At 65.7% G+C, this 17,454-nt stretch carries 14 protein-coding genes; 4 read left to right on the top strand and 10 right to left on the bottom strand.

The window, feature by feature from the left end:
• Nucleotides 1–12: 12 nt before the first annotated feature.
• Nucleotides 13–1,935 carry a flippase activity-associated protein Agl23 gene (locus EYW42_RS12140; RefSeq protein ID WP_135535556.1) on the bottom strand — a complete coding sequence of 641 codons (1,923 nt, stop codon included), beginning with the start codon at nucleotides 1,933–1,935 and terminating at the stop codon, nucleotides 13–15.
• A 228-nt stretch (nucleotides 1,936–2,163) separates the two neighbouring features.
• Between EYW42_RS12140 and ribH the strand changes: the two genes are divergently transcribed.
• Both ribH and EYW42_RS12130 read left to right on the top strand, forming a co-directional pair.
• Nucleotides 2,164–2,571 carry a 6,7-dimethyl-8-ribityllumazine synthase gene (ribH, locus tag EYW42_RS12135; protein WP_135535555.1) on the top strand — a complete coding sequence of 136 codons (408 nt, stop codon included), beginning with the start codon at nucleotides 2,164–2,166 and terminating at the stop codon, nucleotides 2,569–2,571.
• The gene (locus EYW42_RS12130; protein WP_135535554.1) at nucleotides 2,568–3,719 is read left to right on the top strand and encodes a pyridoxal phosphate-dependent aminotransferase; all 1,152 of its coding nucleotides are present in this window, start codon (nucleotides 2,568–2,570) and stop codon (nucleotides 3,717–3,719) included. Before ribH ends, EYW42_RS12130 begins: the two co-directional genes overlap by 4 nt.
• 6 nt (nucleotides 3,720–3,725) lie before the next feature.
• On the opposite strand, the gene EYW42_RS12125 is transcribed toward EYW42_RS12130, so the two are convergent.
• The 5 genes from EYW42_RS12125 to EYW42_RS12105 all read right to left on the bottom strand — a co-directional run bounded on the left by EYW42_RS12125 (nucleotide 3,726) and on the right by EYW42_RS12105 (nucleotide 7,893).
• Complete coding sequence (locus EYW42_RS12125; RefSeq protein WP_135535553.1) at nucleotides 3,726–5,312, bottom strand: PQQ-dependent sugar dehydrogenase; 1,587 nt, start codon at nucleotides 5,310–5,312, stop codon at nucleotides 3,726–3,728.
• Between the two features lie 47 nt (nucleotides 5,313–5,359).
• Complete coding sequence (locus EYW42_RS12120; protein WP_135535552.1) at nucleotides 5,360–6,064, bottom strand: 5-formyltetrahydrofolate cyclo-ligase; 705 nt, start codon at nucleotides 6,062–6,064, stop codon at nucleotides 5,360–5,362.
• A 57-nt stretch (nucleotides 6,065–6,121) separates the two neighbouring features.
• Nucleotides 6,122–6,853, bottom strand: a complete 732-nt coding sequence (locus EYW42_RS12115) for a hypothetical protein (protein WP_135535551.1) — start codon at nucleotides 6,851–6,853, stop codon at nucleotides 6,122–6,124.
• A 90-nt stretch (nucleotides 6,854–6,943) separates the two neighbouring features.
• The gene (locus tag EYW42_RS12110; protein ID WP_135535550.1) at nucleotides 6,944–7,372 is read right to left on the bottom strand and encodes an adenylyltransferase/cytidyltransferase family protein; all 429 of its coding nucleotides are present in this window, start codon (nucleotides 7,370–7,372) and stop codon (nucleotides 6,944–6,946) included.
• Nucleotides 7,373–7,374: 2 nt separating this feature from the next.
• Entirely contained in the window at nucleotides 7,375–7,893 is a 519-nt protein-coding gene (locus EYW42_RS12105) for a Mov34/MPN/PAD-1 family protein (RefSeq protein WP_135535549.1), read from the bottom strand.
• Nucleotides 7,894–8,004: 111 nt separating this feature from the next.
• Here EYW42_RS12105 and EYW42_RS12100 point away from each other — a divergent pair, with 111 nt between their 5' ends.
• Nucleotides 8,005–9,897, top strand: a complete 1,893-nt coding sequence (locus EYW42_RS12100; protein ID WP_135535548.1) for a DHH family phosphoesterase — start codon at nucleotides 8,005–8,007, stop codon at nucleotides 9,895–9,897.
• 111 nt (nucleotides 9,898–10,008) lie between these two features.
• Here the strand turns inward: EYW42_RS12100 and EYW42_RS12095 are convergent, their stop codons facing one another.
• From EYW42_RS12095 to EYW42_RS12085, 3 genes are all read right to left on the bottom strand, one after another.
• Nucleotides 10,009–11,694 (bottom strand): phospholipase D-like domain-containing protein, encoded by a 1,686-nt coding sequence (locus tag EYW42_RS12095; RefSeq protein WP_237561318.1) that lies wholly within the window; start codon nucleotides 11,692–11,694, stop codon nucleotides 10,009–10,011.
• Nucleotides 11,695–11,745: 51 nt separating this feature from the next.
• Nucleotides 11,746–13,044 carry a HEAT repeat domain-containing protein gene (locus tag EYW42_RS12090; RefSeq protein ID WP_135535547.1) on the bottom strand — a complete coding sequence of 433 codons (1,299 nt, stop codon included), beginning with the start codon at nucleotides 13,042–13,044 and terminating at the stop codon, nucleotides 11,746–11,748.
• An 89-nt stretch (nucleotides 13,045–13,133) separates the two neighbouring features.
• Nucleotides 13,134–13,847, bottom strand: coding sequence for a protein sorting system archaetidylserine synthase (locus EYW42_RS12085; protein WP_135535546.1), 714 nt, complete (start codon nucleotides 13,845–13,847; stop codon nucleotides 13,134–13,136).
• Nucleotides 13,848–13,959: 112 nt separating this feature from the next.
• Between EYW42_RS12085 and EYW42_RS12080 the strand changes: the two genes are divergently transcribed.
• Nucleotides 13,960–14,391 (top strand): plastocyanin/azurin family copper-binding protein, encoded by a 432-nt coding sequence (locus EYW42_RS12080; protein ID WP_135535545.1) that lies wholly within the window; start codon nucleotides 13,960–13,962, stop codon nucleotides 14,389–14,391.
• A gap of 85 nt (nucleotides 14,392–14,476) precedes the next feature.
• Here the strand turns inward: EYW42_RS12080 and EYW42_RS12075 are convergent, their stop codons facing one another.
• The gene (locus tag EYW42_RS12075) at nucleotides 14,477–17,359 is read right to left on the bottom strand and encodes a vWA domain-containing protein (protein WP_135535544.1); all 2,883 of its coding nucleotides are present in this window, start codon (nucleotides 17,357–17,359) and stop codon (nucleotides 14,477–14,479) included.
• Nucleotides 17,360–17,454 lie beyond the last annotated feature (95 nt).

Below are 17,454 nucleotides of genomic sequence, written 5' to 3'. Positions count from 1 at the left end.
TGTGAGGCGCTCTTACGAAGACTCGCCGGCCTCGGGATCGACGTAGATCACTATCTCGGTCCCCGGTGACGTGAGCTCGTACGTCCGCGCCTCGTACCCGTCGGCGTATGCCTCGACCAGATCCGCGTCTTCGGCCCGGGCGACCACGACCGGCGGCGACTCGTTCTCGATCGTCCGGGCCAACGCGGACTCGTTGTCGACGCTCGCCGTCTCCGCGCCGTGCGCTTCGAAATACCAGGGGAGCGGCAGGCGGTGATACCAGCCGGAGTTGTCCTCGGTCTGGATTCCGTTCTCGTCGGTGGCGTTTTCGACCGGTAAGCGGGCGGCTCGGCTCTCGTTGTCCACGTGGAAGAATTCGCCGTAGTACAGCACGTCCTGGCCCTCGTTGGCTTCGATGGCAACGCCGGCGTCGTCGAGCGCCGGCCGCATCTCGCCGGCCGGCTGTCCGTACTGTACCATCGGGTTGTCCGCGGACTGGGGAGCGAGAACGCCGAAGTAGACGCCGGAGCCGGCGGCCGCGACGATGACGGTGACGAGCAGGAGAGCGGTCAGTCCGGTGCTCACCGGGTCGTCGTCTGCGACGGCCTCCGCACCATAGCGGACGGCCGCGGCCAGACCGACCGCGGCCGGAATCGCTAGCGGGACGACGACGTGGACCAGTGTCCACGGGGCTTTCGTCGCGCTGACGATAGGGTAGAATATCAGGCTCGCGCCGGCCCAGTATGCGCCCAGTGCGACGAGGTCTCTGGGGCCGTCTTCGGCGTAGCGGTCGGCGAGAAAGCCGACGAGAGCGAACGCCGTCACTGGCGCGGCGGCGACCAGCAGCGTTTCGCCGTAGTAGATCAGCCAGGACGTGTAGGGGTGGCTAAGCTGGACGCCGCTGATCCAGAATCCGATCCGGTCCCACGTCCCGGCCAGCGCAACGTCGACGAGCGCCGGCAACTGCGCCGGGTCGTCGAAGACGGTTCCGAGTCCGGGTTCGCCGGCCTCGGCCCCCCGAGGCGCGTAGAACAGGACCAGCAGAACGACCACCTCGACGAACGCCAGTGCGATGTGGCCGCCCCAGTAGCGAACGTCGGCGGCGTACGTCGCCACGTACTCCCTGACCTTCGACACCGGATCCGTCGTCTGGCGGTCCGACGGGCCATCTTGGGCCGTCGCTGTCTCCGTCCCCTGCGGGTCCGTAGCGGACTCCGCCGTCTCGCCGCCGTCCGTCGATGCGGTCTCCGCGTCGCCGCCGTCGGCCGGCCCGTCACCCGTTCCGCCGTCGGCCGACGGCGCGTCTCGGGACCCGTCGTCCGCGGTGTCTGCGGGTTCGGTGGCTCGTAACAGGTGGTGGTCCAGCAGTAACAGGCCGCTGCCCGCCCACGCGAGGAGATACAGCAACGCGTTCTCCTTCGTCGTCAGGCCGAGCGCGAGCGCGCCAGCGCCGGCGTAGAGGTGCCACGGGGACTTCGCGTCGTACGCGCGGACGAAAAACCCTAGCGCGAACAGCATGAACGCCGCGACGAGAACGTCGTTTCGCATGAACCGCGAGTAGTACAGCAGGACCGGGTTCAGCGCGAGAAAGAACCCGAACGCGACGGTCTCGACGCCGTCGAGTCGTGCCCGGAACAGCAGCGCCGCGAGCGGGAGCAGCCCGCCGACCAGCGCAACGATAAGGCGCGCGGTGAGATCAGTCGGCCCGAGCAGGCCGAAGAGGAACTCGTTGACGTGAAACAGAAACGGGCCGTGGAGCGACGGGTCGTACGTCCACGTCCCCGTGTCGCCGTACCGTAGTATCGCGTACCCGAGTCGCCCCTCGTCCCAGTGTGCGACGCGTGAGCCCAGCGCGAAGAGCCGGACGGCCAGCGCGAGAACCGCGAAGCCGACGACTGCTAGAACCGTCCGGTCGCCGCTGAGGGAGCGGCCGCCGAGGAAGCGATCGTCTGCCATCGATCCTCCCAGCGTAGCCCTGGGTTGAAACTCTTTATCTTCCGGTCCGCTAGGGACGCGTTCGTTCGAAGCTGGAACAGTACGACGGAGAATACTTCGAATCCCCCGTGCGCGTACGGAGTTGTCATCGCCGTTCCGACGACAGCGAAACTGTACGGCTGACGATGACCGTCGCCAGTCTCGCCACGAACGGCAGTGCTTTTATCCGCGGTGCTACATCCGACGAGTATGGTAACGCTCGGACTGGTGGTCGCGGAGTTCAACGCTCCGGTCACCGAGAAGATGGAAGCGTCAGCCCGCGAGGCCGCTGCCGAGAAGGACGCGGAGATCGCGGAGACGATTCACGTCCCCGGCGCGTACGATACGCCGCTCGCCGCGGACCGACTGGCCCGCCGGGACGACGTGGACGGGGTCGCCGTCGTCGGCGCGATCATCACCGGAGACACCGACCACGACCAGAAGATCGCCGAGGCGTCGTACGGGCGACTCACGGACGTGAGCCTCGACCGCGACACGCCCGTCGCTCTCGGCATCTCCGGCCCAGGAATGACGCCGGAGGAGGCCCGAGCGCGTACCGACAACGGCGCGAAAGCGGTCGAGAGCGCCGTTCAACTCGCCGAGGAGCTACAACCATGAGCATGGATTTCGCAGACCGCGTCGAACGAGTCGAACCGAGCGCGACGCTCGCCATCAGCAACAAGGCCTCCAAGCTTGAGGCCGAAGGCGTCGACGTCGTGGACCTGAGCGTCGGAGAACCGGACTTCGACACACCGGAAAACATCGTACAGGCCGGCAAGGACGCGATGGACGCGGGCCACACCGGATACACGACATCGAACGGCATTCCCGCACTCCGCGACGCCATTGCGGAATACCTCCAAGAGGACTGCGGCCTCCACTACGAGCGCGAGAACGTCATCGTCACGCCCGGCGGGAAGCAGGCGCTGTTCGAGACGTTCCAGGCCCTTATCGACGATGGGGACGAGGTCGTTCTGCTGGACCCGGCGTGGGTGTCCTACGAGGCGATGGTGAAGCTCTCGAACGGCAGCGTCTCCCGCGTCGACACCGCCGCCCACGACTTCCAGTTAGAGCCCGCACTGGACGACCTCGAAGCGACCGTCTCCGACGAGACGGAACTGCTCGTCGTGAACTCGCCGGGCAACCCCCACGGTGCGGTGTACTCCGACGAGGCGATGGAGGGGGTCCGCGACCTGGCCGTCGAACACGACATCACCGTGATCTCCGACGAGATCTACCGCGAGATCACCTACGGCCCGGAGCCGACCAGCCTGGGGACGCTCGACGGCATGGCCGAGCGCACGGTCACTGTCAACGGCTTCTCCAAGGCCTACTCGATGACCGGGTGGCGGCTGGGCTACGTCGCCGCGCCCGAGGAGCTTATCGACCAGGCCGGAAAGCTCCACTCTCACTCGGTCTCCTGCGCCGTCAACTTCGTCCAGCACGCCGGCGTCGAGGCCATCCGGAACACGGACGAGGCGATCGCCGAAATGGCCGAGGCGTTCGAGGAGCGCCGCGACATGCTCGTCGACCTCCTCGCCGACCACGGCGTCGACGTCGCCGTCCCCGACGGCGCGTTCTACATGATGCTGCCCGTCGATGACGACGACATCGCGTGGTGCGAGGACGCCATCGAGGACGCCCACGTCGCCACCGTTCCGGGGAGCGCATTCGGGACGCCAGGCTACGCTCGCATCTCCTATGCGGCAAGCAAGGAGCGCCTCCGAGAAGCCGTCGACCGTCTCGCCGAGGAAGGCTACCTCTAACGCCCTTTAGCGCTTTTTCCTACCTCGAACCCACCCCACTCCGGCGAGCAGTCCCGCGACCGCCCCCATCGGGTCGAAGCCCGACTGTCCGCCGGACGCGGAACCCTCATCGGCGTCTCCCGCCTCGGTCTCCTCGTCCCCTGTCGTTTCTCCACCGTCCGACGACGCCCCGTCACCCTCTGCCGAGTCGATCCGGTACACCACGCCGCTCTCGCCGTCCGGCGCGAGTTGCCGGGTCGTCAGGACGTAGAGGCGACCGTCGCGGTCGCGGCCGAACGAGAGGACGAACCGTTCCAGCGGCCCGTCCGCCGGTACCAGTCGCTTCATCGACCACTGCCCGCCGTCGTCCGGCGGCGTCGCGGCGAACAGCGACCCCGAAGGCTCGCCGAACGAGGCGCTGAAATCGCCGAACACGTACGTCCCCTCCAGGTCGGGAACGTGGTCAGTCTCGGCGACGTGTCCGCCCACGACGGAACTGCCGATCCGCTCGCCCGCCGCTTGATGTGGGTAATCGATTATCGGGTCGACCAGCGTATCGCCGCCGCGGACCGCCTCGGGCGTCTCGTCCGGGCAGTCCTCGGGCGGATCGCCGGGACTGTCGGGGCTGAAACACCGGCTTCCCTCCCGGACGTTCCAGCCGTAGTTGCCGCCTCGCTCGACGAGGTTCACCTCCTCGAACAGTTCCTGGCCGGCGTCCGCGACGAACAGGCGGCCGTCGCCGTCGAACGAGAACCGCCACGGGTTACGAAGCCCCCACGCGAAATATTCGTCCAGTCCGTCCTCGCCGACGAGGGGGTTGTCGTCGGGAATCGCGTACGGGGCGTCGTCCTCGCCGGCAGCGTCGGCGTCGTCGCCGCCGACTCCCGAGACGCGTAGCGCCTCGCTGTCGACATCGATCCGCAGTATCCCGCCCAGCAGGGTCTCCGTCACGTCCTGGCCGTTGCCGCCGGCGTTCTCGTCGTACCAGTCGTCGACGTGTCCCGTCCCGACGTCGTTCGCACCGCCGCCGTCCCCCGTCGCGACGTAGAGGAACCCGTCGGACCCGAACGCCACTGCGCCGGCGTTGTGGTTGCGTTGCGGTTGCGGGATCTCTAGCACCGTCCGCTCGCTCTCCGAGTCGGCCGCTTTGCGGTTCTCGTCGGCCCGGAACTCCGAGAGGACGAACGTGTGGCTGTACTCCTCAGGTGTCCCCTCCCGCAGTGGCGCGCTGTACCTGACGAACAGGCGGCCGTTCTCGGCGAAGTTTGGATGAAACGCCAGTCCCAACAGCCCCTGCTCGCCGAAGCCGGTTATCTCGTCGCGCAGGTCCAGAAACGGTTTTTCGCGGAGCCCGTTCGGGCCGTGTACGCGAACCAGACCGATCTGGTCCGCGACGAAGCGACGGTCGCGGTCCTCGTCCGCGACGGCGAAGCCGACGGGCGCTGTCAGGCCCTCTGCGACCGGTTCGAGCGCGACGGTCGGTCCCTCGGGTATCGGGCCGTTTTCCTGCGGGCTTCCGAAGTCCGGGAGGGAGCTACATCCGGCCAGCGGCCCGCCAGCGCCTGCGAACGCGAGGCCGCGGAGGAGGGACCGACGGGTCGGTCTCGGAGCCATACCTGCGCTTCGACGGCCAGGCAGTTGTGCTTTAGCCGCAGTGCGAGTTACGGTCTGCGCTCCCGAAGAACCGGTATCTCGGCTATCTTCTCCTCGTCGAGCGTCTCCCAGTCGATCCCCGCAGGCCGGACGTTCTCGCCGGTCGTTTCGACCGTTCGCTCCGGCGTCACGACGTAGTCCATCGGTACGTCGTGCGCCGAGGTCGGCAGGGGACCGTCAGCGACCTGAATCTCGTGGACGGTGGTGGCGACGGCCGTCGACGCGTCGACAAGTCCCACCTCTCGGAGGAGGGCGAACTCCAGGTCGCTGTACCCCTCGCCTTTCCCGATGCGCGCGCCGCGGTCGTCGACGACGACGCTCCCGCTCACGATGAAGTCGATACACTCCATCTCGTCCGGCCCGACCTGCACGCCGAGTTCCGACGAGCCCGAAATCGTCGTCGCCGTGTCGTAGTCGTCGATGCAGTCGGGGTCGAGTTCGAGGAAACACTTCTCGTCGCGCAGGCGTGGGACCGCCATGTACACCGTCTTGCCCGCCTCGAGGGCGCGCCGGCGGACGGGGCGCTGGGGAGAGTCGGGATTGGCCTTGACGGCGTCGGCGGCCTGCCACACGTCCAGTTCAGCCAGGCGCGCTGCCGCCTCGTCAGCGCCGGCGAAGTTCGGGATGCGGCCGTGGGGCGGAAACGGAAAGCGCGCGTCCCCGCTCTCCTCGAGTCCGTCCCACGTCCGCTCGCGGAGTTCCTGCTTGTCCATACAGAGACGTTCAGAGGGCGGCCCCGTATCTCTGTCGTCACGGTGACGGGTCGTCTGTCACTCCGGCGGCGCTGTCCGCTCCGCGGCGTCGGCGAGTACGTCGAGAAACGCGGGGTCGTACGTCTCCTCGACGTGGTTCACGTTCCACAGGCCGGACGTACGGATCGCGTGGCTTCGGCTGTCCCGCCCGAGCCACCGGTCGTTGCGGGGATCTATCGTCTCCGTTCCGACGTTGCTGACGAGCGCTATCGCGTTGCGTTCGACGAACGCGCGGTCGCTGTCCGGTCCCGGTTCGTCGTCCAGGTCGACCCAGAGAAACGGCTGTTCGCGGATGTACGCGCTAACTCGGCGTTCGAGAACGTACTCCTCGTCGCGGACCGCGTCGCGGTCCCGTTCGATACCGGCCCAGCGCGCGTCCCACGAGGGGTAGTCCTCGCGGAGACCGTACCGCTCGATGATCGCTTCGCCGACGCGCTTGCGGTACACCGACCCGCGGTGGTTCCCGCCGTGGGGATGGCCGCTACTGCGAGCGCCCGTCCCGTAATGCTGTTTCAGCCGGTCCCACAGCGTCGTCCCGCTTCCGGCAGAGACAGCGTGGGTCCCGACGCGGGTCAACCGCCGCTGGTCCCCCGCTTCTCGGCGCTCGCCCGGTTCGAAGAAGAAGTAGACGCCGCGGTCGGGCCAGTCCATACGGCCGTGACAGTCCTTCAGTTTCCGCGCTCCACCGACCGCCGCCTCGACTCGGTCGAGGATATCGTAGAACCGGTCGAGGTCGTCGCGTCGTGTCATCCGGCCGAGGCTGAGCTCGCTAGGCACTAAGTAGTATCCCAACTCGTCGGGACATCGAAGTCCCGCGTCCACCACGCGACTGCGCCGCCGTCACCCGCGTTCGTTCAGGATCCGCTCGATTATCCGACCCGTCGAGAGGAGTTCGCCCTCGAACCGTGGCTCCCGCGCAGACGCGCGCTTGACCTCGCAGTCGATCCCCCGCCGTCGCAGTTCGTCCTCGATAGCCGCCTCGTCGTGGTGCTGGTCATGGCCGAGCACGATGTAGTCGGGAGCTATCTCTTCGATGGGGACGAAGATGTCCTCGCGATGGCCTAGACGGGCGCTGTCGACGACTTCGAGAGCGTCGACCATGTCCCGGCGCTGGCGGTCCGGCAGAATCGGTTTCGCCTTGTGCGTCACGTTCTCACGTCGGGCGACGATCACCTGTAGTTCGTCGCCCAGTTCCGCCGCCTCCTGCAGGTAGTGAACGTGACCGGGGTGTAGTACGTCGAACGTCCCCTGTGCGATAACTGTTGTCATATTTATCGTCGTCGGCGTTCGTCGTCGCGGCGCAGTTCGTCGTCGATGTCCATCTGGGTAAAATCGAAGAAGTCCTCGGCGTCGGGAACCCTGACGTCGACGACCTCCAGGTCTCGCGGGTCGCCGTTCCGGTCGAAGGCTTGCCAGTCAGTCCGGCCGTACGGCGCGCCGATGATGATGTGAACGTCGCCAGAGCCGAACGTCCGAAGGTCAGCATCGCTCGGGCGCAAAACGCCGTTGGGGTGCGAGTGGACTGACCCGATCGATTTGACGTCGTTCGGTTTCATGCTCGTCTTGACGGTCGCGCTGACGCTGTTCGATTCCGTGCCCGGGATCACGATGACGTCCGTGATGACGGTTCCGTCCCGGTTCAGCCCCAGTTCCCTGGCGTCGGTGCCGCGGAGAAATCCCATGTACTCGTCCGGGTGTGAGTCCTCCGAGGATTCGAGGACGAACTCCAGCGTCTCCTCGGCGATCCCCAGAATCTCGCCCGACCGGAACAACGACCCGAACAGGCCCATGTCCCTGACTCGGGGATTCCGGATGCTAAACGTTCCGGATGCGGGCCGGCCACGGGGATGCCGTGCGTCTTAACAAGCGTTAAACCCGGGCCCGCCGAAACGGCAAACAAGATGACTACAGACGATACCGGCGGGAGCGCCGGCGACGCTACTGTCTACGATCTCACAGCGGACTGCACAATAGAGGATATTGAGGAGGGGAAAGCGTATCTCGCGACGGTAAACGGTGTCGTGGATTACGGCCTCTTCGTCGACCTCTCGGACAACGTCTCCGGTCTGGTCCACGAGTCGAATCTCTCGGGCACGTACGCCGTCGGCGACGAACTCGTCGTCGAACTCGGTCAGGTCCGCGAGAACGGTGACGTCGCATTCGAAACAGTCGACGTCGACGAATACGACACTACCCCGGTCGAACACGAGTACGAGATAGCGGACGCGGGCGACCTCGACGAGCGCGTCGGCGAGACGGTTACCCTGGAGGGCGAAGTCGTCCAGGTCAAACAGACCGGCGGGCCGACCATCTTCCACGTCCGCGACGAGACCGGGATCGTCTCCTGTGCCGCGTTCGAGGAGGCGGGCGTCCGCGCCCACCCCGAAGTCGACGTGGACGATGTCGTCCGAATTGGCGGCGGTGTCGAACGCCGCGAGGACGCAATCCAGGTTGAGGTCGACTCGCTGGAGGAACTCGAAGGCGACGACGCCACGTCGGTTCGCGAGCGACTCAGCGCGGCGATGGAGGAACGCGCCGAACCGCACGACGTCGACCCGCTCACCGATTGGCCCGAGTTCGAAAAGCTTCGCGACGACCTCCGCGAAGTCGCTCGGCTCCTGCGCGAGACGGTGCTGGAGAGTCGCCCCATCCGCGTCCGGCACCACGCGGACGGCGACGGGATGTGCGCCAGCGTCCCCGTCCAGTACGCGCTGGAGCAGTTCATCGAGGACACCCACGAGGACCCAGAAGCGCCGCGGCACCTCCTCAAGCGCCTGCCCAGCAAGGCCCCGTTCTACGAAATGGAGGACGCCACCCGCGACCTCAACTTCGCGCTGGAGGACCGCGCCCGCCACGGCCAGAAACTCCCGCTTCTCCTGATGCTCGACAACGGTAGCACGGCCGAGGACGTTCCCGCCTACGAGAACCTCGCCCACTACGACATCCCGATCGCCGTCGTCGACCACCACCATCCTGACCCCGACGCGGTCGGAGACCTGCTCGACGCCCACGTCAATCCGTATCTCCACGACGAGGACTACCGCATTACGACGGGGATGATGTGCGTCGAACTCGCCCGGATGATCTACCCCGACATCGAGGACGAACTCCGGCACGTCCCCGCGGTCGCCGGTCTTTCGGACCGCTCGAAGGCCGACGCGATGAGCGACTACGTCGACCTCGCCCGCGAGGAGGGGTACGACGAGGAGACGCTTCGCGACATCAGCGAGGCGCTCGACTACGAGGCTCACTGGCTCCGCTACGACGACGGTCGCCACCTCATCAACGACGTGCTCAACGTGGACTGCGACGACGAGGAGCGCCACCGCGAACTCGTCGACTTCCTCGCCGACCGCGCCCGACAGGACGTCGAGGAGCAACTCGACGCCGCGATGTCTCACGTCGAACACGAAGCGCTCGACAACGGCGCACACCTCTACCGCATCGACGTGGAGAACTACGCGCACCGATTCACCTACCCCGCGCCGGGCAAGACGACCGGCGAGATACACGACCGCAAGGTCGAGGAGACCGGTGACCCTGTCATCACCATCGGCTACGGACCGGACTTCGCCGTCCTCCGGTCCGACGGCGTCCGCCTCGACATTCCGACGATGGTCTCGGAACTCGACGAGGGTATCGTCGGCGGCGGCGTCAGCGGCGGGGGTCACCTCGTCGTCGGTTCGATCAAGTTCGTCCAGGGCCGCCGCGAGGAGGTCCTCGACTCCCTCGTCGAGAAGATGGCCGCCGCGGACATCGACGAGGAACTGTCGAGTACGGTCCAGCGGGACTGAGACTGCGGCTGTAATTGTGTAGATACGCACATAACGTACCGCGCTGTTTGCGACCGGTGAATCGAGCAATTTTTCACTATCCTCACGTGCTTACAGCAGACAGGCTGACCGCTACTCGAACTCGATCTCTCTCCGTCCGTACGCCGCGGCCGAAAGCGTCACCAGAGCGAGCGCCGCTGCGACCCCAGCGGGCACTCGCGCCGCCCCGCCGCGCCAGTCCGCACGGAACAGGCGGGCGTAGTAGTGTCCCACCTCGTCGCCTACGAGGACGAGGGCGACCTCGCGGTTCTCCCGGAGCGAGTTGTTGTTCCAGTTGACGCTCCCCAAGACGACCCGCCGCTCGTCTATCACGACGCCTTTCGCGTGGATCTTCTCGTACCGCGAGCGTGGGTCCGCGACGCGAGCCTCCAGATCCAACCCCTCGCGCTCGCCGAGCGCGTTCAGCCAACGGACGCGCTTCCGGTTTTCCTCTCGGGCATACCACGCACCGGATAGCAGGACCCGCACGCGGACGCCGCGGCGCGCGGCGTCGACGGTCGCCCGCACGGGCGGCGTCTCCCGGCCGCCGAGCGTCACCTGCTCGACCAGGACCGACTCCTCGGCGTCGCGGATCTCTCCGACGATGCCCGCTTCGGCGTTGTCCGGCGCGGTTAGTAGGCGGACGCGCTCCACGGAGACGTTTTGCGGTGCGAACCGCTCGGGGTAGGTCTCCCGAGAGGCGTTCCCGTCGACCGGATCGACGTCTTTGCGGTGTGTTTCCCAGGCAACAGTGTCGCCGGCCTCCCAGTCCCCGCGGAACACGGCGGCGAGGTCTTCGGCGACGGCGGCGTCCCGGACCAACGCGCCCCACCCTCTGTTCGACCCGCCGCCGGTACCCGAGGGCTTCCAGTTCTCGGTGAGCACCAGCGCCCGGTCGTCGACGACGGCGTATTTCGGGTGGTGAAACCGGTACCGCTCGCGCTCACCGCCGGCGACCCGCACGGTCGCGTTGCTCTCCGCGAGGCGGTTCAGCGCGTCGACCTGTCGCTCGCTCGTCCCGCCGACTGGGCTGTCGTCCACGAGGACGTGGACATCGACGCCGCGCGCGGCCGACCGTTCGAGTTCGCGGACCGCGCGTTCCGAGGACAGCGTGTATCCGGCGAGCAGTATCCTGTCGTCGGCACCCGAGAGCGCTCGGACGGGAACGTCCGGCGAGTCTGGCAACGCGAACACCTCGACGCCGACCTCGGCGGTAACCGCGGGTGAGTGGTCGCTCGCGCCCAGCGGAACCCACCCGTCGGCCGTCCAGCGTTCACCCTCTTTCGAGCGGTCGTAGGTTACCGCGTCGACCGTCGTATTCCCGCGTCGGAGTTCGACCGACTCCCCGCCGTTTGCGAGTTCGAGGCGGTCCCCCAGCGCCAGAACCCGACGGTCGGTGAGGTTGCGTGCCGCCGCGGGGTCGGGGGTGAGGGCCACTCGTCCCTCGACAGTGCGGTTCGGGAGGGGAACCGCCGTCTCGCCGTCGGTGATCGACCACCCCGCGAGGTTCGCCGGCTCGGGAAAACCGACTTCGACGAATTCGCCGCGGTCGCCCTCGGCGACGGGATCGGGATAGACGGCGACGATCCGGGGGTCCTCACCCTGCCGGCTGTAATCCCTTGAAGCATCGCGGACCACCGGAGGTCCGAGTATCGTTCCGAAGGTACAGCCGTCAGTATCAGACGCGCGAACGGAAGCGGTCGCCGCCGGGACAGCGCCGCCGCTTGCGGGAACTGCAAGCGCGACCAGCACGAGGACGGCCACCGTACGCGAGAGCACGGCGGCGTTGGCCGCCCCTTCAGTGATAAACCTGTGGAGAGGAGAGTTCCGTCAGACTGCCTTCTCGGCTTCGTTCTGGACGCGGTAGGCCCGGTCGTCGGCGTAGTCGCCAAGCACTTCGAGCGCCCGTTCGGTGCCGATCTGGTTGAGCGCCCAGGCGGCGCTCGCGCGGACCGTGTTCGACTCGTCGTCGTCGAGCACGTCGGCGAGGGGGTCGATAGCGCGGGTGTCGCCGAGGAGACCGAGCGCGCGGGCGGCGTGGCTTCGGACTTCCTCGCTGTCGGCGTCGAGGGCGTTCGCGACCGCCTGCGTCGCGTCATCGCTGCCGATCTCGCCAAGCGCTTTCATCGTCACTTTCCGGAGGCCCGGGTTTCCTTCGTCACCGACGTACTCGACGAGCGTATCGACGGGTTCTTCGCTACCGATCTTTCCGAGGACCTCGATAGCGTCCTTGTCGCGCTTGTTCGCGCGCTGGAGCATCGGATCAACGGCCTCCTCGGGGCCGAGGCGCTTCAGCGCGTCGAGGCAGTGGTCCTCCATGAAGTCGGACTCGAAACTATCGAGCGCAAGGAGGACCATGTCGGCGCGGCCGCGTTTGGTCCACACCTTCAGCGCGCCCCATTCGGGCGGGTAGTCCTTGCGGTGGTCGAGCACGTCGTAGTACCCCTGGGCCTGTAGCTGTTCGCGGACGGAGAGGTCGTCCCACTCCTCGGCCTCGTCCAGATCGCTCTGGAGTTCGTCGGTCGCGTCGAGCAGTGCCGCGATGGTTTCTGCGTCTGCGTCGGGGTCGAGATCGGCCGTCTCGACGGCTGTCCCGGCGTCTTGGAGAGCGGCGGTCAAATCCTCGATCGATTCGCCCGCGAGGGTGACGGACTCGTCGAGGATGTCGTCGACGCTCTCGACGAACGATTCGACGGCCTCCGCGGCTTCGCTCTCGCCACGGTCGGTCCACTCGGTTTCGGCGACGGTCGTTTCGGCCGACTCGATGTCCGCGACCACGTCTTCGGCGTAGGGGCCGCGTGCTTCCTCTAGCTCCGACTCGAGGTCCTCTTTCTCGCTTTCTATCTCCTCGGCGGGCGCTTCCTCGTCCTCGTCGTCGGGTTCGGGAAGGTCGGCCGATTCGAGGTCAGATTCGAGCGATTCGATCTCGGCCTCGACGTCGTCCAGGTCGTCCTCCGTCTCGGCCTCGTCGAGTTGCGCCTCGATCGCGTCGAGTCGCTCGCGGAGTGACTCGACCGTGACCTCTGTGTCGGGGAGCGTCTCTTCGTCGGCGGGTCCGTCGTCCGCCGTCTCTTCTTCTGCCGGTTCTTCGTCCGGCGTCGCTTCGCTCTCGTCCTCTTCACCGCTCATGCCGACACCTCCAGCGCGTCCCTTCGGCGCGCGGCGACTGCCGACGGCGCACTCGTGTTCATATACCTGCAACTGTGTCTGTACGCCCCCTAAGCGTTTCCGTTCTCGGCCGACTCCACGTCGCGCCAGTAGAACCACGGACTGAGCGCGAGATACGCGATTCCGAGCGTTAGCAAGGCGTACGGGAACGTCCGGCCGAGAAACTCGGGAAAGAGGACGGCCAGCGAGTGGACGACGCCCATCAGGAGGGCGTCCCGGGCGAGGAGGTCGGGGTAACGGACCGTCGACACCATGAGGTAGACGAACACTGCCGTTCCGGCGAGCAACACCTGTGGTTGTGCGATGCCCGCGAGCACGGCCGACGCGAGGATCGTCGCCGCGAGCGTACTGGGGGCACCCTCCGTCGACGCCACGGCCGTGTCGTACGCCGTGTACATCCCCAGGCGCGTCACGGCCATGGCGACGAACAGGGCGGGGAGTCCGACTGCGAGTACCGTCTCCGCCGTGGGATCGACGAGCGAGAACGCCCACTCCGTCCGGACGGCAGCGACGACGACTGCGGCAGGCGCGACGGCAAAGGAGGCGACATCCGCGAGCGAATCGAGATACTCCCCGGCCGCCGACCCGCCGGCCCAGCGGGCAACGACGCCGTCTAAACCGTCGGCGATAGCCGAGAGCAAGACGAGCCTCGCCGCAACCCGAGCGTTCACGGGCGCGACGATGACGGCGACGAAGCCGACGACTGCATTGAACACAGTGACGGCGTCGGCAGGACCGAGTCGCCCGACGAACCGCGGTTGCATACTGTCGGAGTTGCGTACCGCTCCCTTACGCTTTTATGTTCTACCCCGCAGGCGCTCCGGTCGGTCGTGCCGAACCGGCGAGCATATGTCGTCGCCGACCCGACACGAGAGTATGAACCGCCGCACGTACCTCGCTGGCCTGGCGGGCGGAGGCGCAACGGCCCTCTCCGGATGTCTCGCGTCGCTCGGCTCCGCCGGCGCGTCCTGCGACGGCGACTGCGATATCGGCATGACCTCCTCGGCGTTCGACCCGCAGCAGTACGAAGTTACTGTCGGCGAGACAGTAACCTGGAAGAACACGAGTTCGAAGGGCCACACCGTCACCGCCTACGGCAGCCAGATCCCCGAGGACGCGGCGTACTTCGCCTCCGGCGGCTTCGACTCGGAAGATGCCGCACGGGAGGGGTGGAGAGAGAGGAACGAGGGAGTTCTAACCACGGGCGACTCCTACGAACAGACGTTCGAAGTTGTGGGGGAGTACGACTACGTCTGTCTCCCCCACGAGGCCGGGGGAATGGTCGGTACTATCGTCGTGACGGAGTGATTCGTCCGGTCCGGACGCGACTCGGGAACTGAACCGCTACCGGACCCGTATTTCTTCGAAACGAACGCCGACCGGAACCGACTGGTTAGCCGTCGTCGCCGACATCGACCTGAATCGGCGAGATGTCGATCACGTACTGATTGTCGTCGTCCGGATTCGCGTTGCTGTTCGAACCGCCGTTGCTTCGGTCGCCCGCGTCGGCATCGTACAGGAACACCGTGTAGTCGGTGTGGCTGGCGTTCGGATTGTCGAGTTCCATCACGATGATCGCCTGGTCGTCGCCGAGGTCGAACTCGCCGCCGCTGTGGTGGTCGTCGTCGAGAATGCTCTCGATGTCGGGTTGCCACCATGCGGTCGACAGGGTCGGCAGATCTTCGCCGTCAGTGTATATCTGGTGGTCAGACTTCGAACTGTTGTCGACGTCGTCTATCGTCCCGCTCGTACCGTTACACGTCGTGTGTGCGTACGTGTCGCCGTTGTGGTCCGATTCGAGTCCAGTGTCCGTCCCGTTGGTACAGTCGACCGACCGAGCCGAGAACGACAGCAGAGAGCCGATAGAAAGGTTGTCGACTCTGAACTTGACGGACCCGCTCCGCGTCGGATCATTGATGGCACCTCCGGGCCCGTCGGGATCGACGGGACCGTCGGCCGCGGACGGGTCGAGCGAGTACGTCTTGCCACCGATCTGGACTTCCGTCTCTACCGTCTTGTGTTCGACTGCACGGGTCCGATCGCGAGTTTCGTCCCCGGCGATCTGCTCGAAGATGTCCTCCAGGTCCTCGGCGCCATCAACGTAGTGGTACTCCCCACCGGTCTCGTTGGCGACATCGCCGAGGAGATCTTCGTCAGCGCCCTCTCCCAGACCGATGGTGTAGACGGTGACGTTGTTCGCGGCCGCGCGCTCCGCGGCGTCGCGAGTCATCTCGTCGAGTTGCGACTGGCTGTAGCCGTTGACGTTGTTCTCCCCGTCGCTCAGGAGGACGACGACCTGTTCGTCGTTGCCCCCCTCTTCGAGTTCGTCCAGTGCACCGTAGAGTCCCGTGCTGATGTTGGTTCCCCCGTTAGCCGTGTCGGTGATGCTGCCGTTGAGGGCGTCGAAGTCCGCCGTGAGGTCGTGGCGGTGGTGGAGGTCGCTGTTGAACTCGACCGCACCGGCCTTGTCGCCGGCGGAGGCGTTGAGCGCGCCGACGAAGCTCCGCGTCGCCTCGACCCGCTTGCCGTCGGGGTCCATTCCAGGGTCGCACTCATAGTCGGCGACAGTCAGTCGACGATTACCTTCGATATACAGTTGTTGGCCGGATGTCTTCCACTGACGTTCATACTGGTCCCACACGGCGACCTCGTCCGGCACGGTGTAGTAGTTGCCGTCGACGGCCGCCCAATCCACCTTGTCCCTGTTCCTCTCGTCACGTACCCACTGGCAATTATGCTGGCCCATCGACCCGGACCGGTCCAGCACGAACATTACGTCAAGCGGTTTGCGTTCCGCCACGGTCTTATTGATTGTCCGCTCCTCGGCGATCTCCGTCCCGAGGAGTTCGATCGTCCCGGACGAACTGTTCAGTCGGAGCGCGTTTTCGTCCTCGTCCTCGGAGATGACGCCGCAACCGTTCCGGCCCTCGCCGTCGACGTTCGGACACTCGTCGGCGTACTCCGGGACGCCGTCATCGTCGCCGATTCTCAGGTATCCCGTTCGTTTGCTGTCGTCGTCGTCGTTCAGTTTCACCGTCGCGTTGTAGTTGCCGGCACTGCCGGGGTTCGTTACCTTCCCGTCTTTGCCGTTGCGGTTCTGGCTGCCGAATTCGAGGGCGATCGTGTCGTTAGCGTTGATCTGGACGCTATCGTCGAATTGGAACTCGATCGTGTTGTCACTCGTGTCCACGCTGTAGCTATCGATGTGGTTCTTCAGGTCTACGGTGCCGCCGTCGGCGCGATAGATCTTGGACCGGTTTTGGTTGATGTGTCCACGCACACCGGGGCCCTTGCCCTTGAGGTCGGCCAGATCAGTCTCGCCGTCCTCGTACTTGATCTTGATACCTTCCAGTGTGTCCCCGGTGATCCCGTCCGATTCCTTGACGCCAAACGTTAGTTTGTGACTCGTATCCGCGCCTGCAGTGTTGTTCACTGCGACCAGCAGGTCGTCGTGGCCGGGAACTCCGATCGGACCGCCCTTGCCGAGTGGCAGGTCGCGGACTACCACCGTCTGGTTGCCATCGTAGACGGTGACGTTGCCGGAATCGCCCATCTTGGTCTCGAAGTATCGCCCCCACGCGTCGTAGTAGGTGCTGTTCTCGACCGTGATCTGGAGGCTCCGAACGCGGGTTACGTTCCCGTTGCCATCGTCGCGGCAGAACATTTCGTTCGTTATCGTTTCTTGTCTCTCGCGCGTCCACGTCTTGTTCACCGCCGCGGTGGTTTCGCCCGAGTTGTCGATTCGACCTGTGAGGTTGGCGACGCTGAAGTCGAACGTTCGATACGTATCGCCGTCGATACGCTCTGATCGGTACGAGATCGACGGCGGCGACACCATCGTGCTCCCGCCGTTCGTTTGCTTCCAGACGCCGCCACCCTGATACGCGACGCGTTCCCCGTTGTCGTTTTCGTACTCGAACGAGTTGAGCGCCAGATTCGTCGTACAGTCGTCCCTGTACGTACCGGTTTCTGTCCACCCGTGGATAGTGAACGTCATCTCGCCGTCGGCGACGATCGAGACCTCGTCGTCAGCGTTCATACGCAGTTCAGTCGACCCTTCTCCGCGGGATGACAGCGAAGCGATGTCTGACCGAACTTCCTGCATCGACATCTCCGCGGACTGGACCTCGTTTTCCTGTTCTATCTGTTCGGTGGCCATTCCGCCGATGAGGAAAATAAGCGTGGCCCCCACGAGAACCATTCCAAACAGTATGACGAGTCCGAGTGTGTTAGACGCACCTCGTTCGTCCTCCGATGATGGTAGATGTCGGTCCATAGCTACGTACCTTTTGAACTTCAAATATCTCCAACATAATAAATTTGCCTAATATAAACGAGGGAAAACAATAGATCAGTTGGAGAAAGAATCGC

It is taken from the genome of Halostella pelagica (genome assembly GCF_004762015.1).
GTDB lineage: Archaea > Halobacteriota > Halobacteria > Halobacteriales > Natronoarchaeaceae > Halostella > Halostella pelagica.
Note: the sequence above shows the minus strand (reverse complement) of the source record. Positions and strands in the feature narration are given on the sequence as shown.

What these genes read in the sequence shown, in the direction of transcription:
- EYW42_RS12085 (WP_135535546.1), bottom strand. Translation starts at nt 13,847, where the DNA reads ATGCAACCGCGGTTCGTCGGGCGACTCGGTCCTGCCGACGCCGTCACT.
- EYW42_RS12105 (WP_135535549.1), bottom strand. Translation starts at nt 7,893, where the DNA reads ATGGGCCTGTTCGGGTCGTTGTTCCGGTCGGGCGAGATTCTGGGGATC.
- EYW42_RS12130 (WP_135535554.1), top strand. Translation starts at nt 2,568, where the DNA reads ATGAGCATGGATTTCGCAGACCGCGTCGAACGAGTCGAACCGAGCGCG.
- EYW42_RS12140 (WP_135535556.1), bottom strand. Translation starts at nt 1,935, where the DNA reads ATGGCAGACGATCGCTTCCTCGGCGGCCGCTCCCTCAGCGGCGACCGG.
- ribH (WP_135535555.1), top strand. Translation starts at nt 2,164, where the DNA reads ATGGTAACGCTCGGACTGGTGGTCGCGGAGTTCAACGCTCCGGTCACC.
- EYW42_RS12080 (WP_135535545.1), top strand. Translation starts at nt 13,960, where the DNA reads ATGAACCGCCGCACGTACCTCGCTGGCCTGGCGGGCGGAGGCGCAACG.
- EYW42_RS12100 (WP_135535548.1), top strand. Translation starts at nt 8,005, where the DNA reads ATGACTACAGACGATACCGGCGGGAGCGCCGGCGACGCTACTGTCTAC.
- EYW42_RS12075 (WP_135535544.1), bottom strand. Translation starts at nt 17,359, where the DNA reads ATGGACCGACATCTACCATCATCGGAGGACGAACGAGGTGCGTCTAAC.
- EYW42_RS12110 (WP_135535550.1), bottom strand. Translation starts at nt 7,372, where the DNA reads ATGACAACAGTTATCGCACAGGGGACGTTCGACGTACTACACCCCGGT.
- EYW42_RS12125 (WP_135535553.1), bottom strand. Translation starts at nt 5,312, where the DNA reads ATGGCTCCGAGACCGACCCGTCGGTCCCTCCTCCGCGGCCTCGCGTTC.
- EYW42_RS12120 (WP_135535552.1), bottom strand. Translation starts at nt 6,064, where the DNA reads ATGGACAAGCAGGAACTCCGCGAGCGGACGTGGGACGGACTCGAGGAG.
- EYW42_RS12115 (WP_135535551.1), bottom strand. Translation starts at nt 6,853, where the DNA reads ATGACACGACGCGACGACCTCGACCGGTTCTACGATATCCTCGACCGA.
- EYW42_RS12090 (WP_135535547.1), bottom strand. Translation starts at nt 13,044, where the DNA reads ATGAGCGGTGAAGAGGACGAGAGCGAAGCGACGCCGGACGAAGAACCG.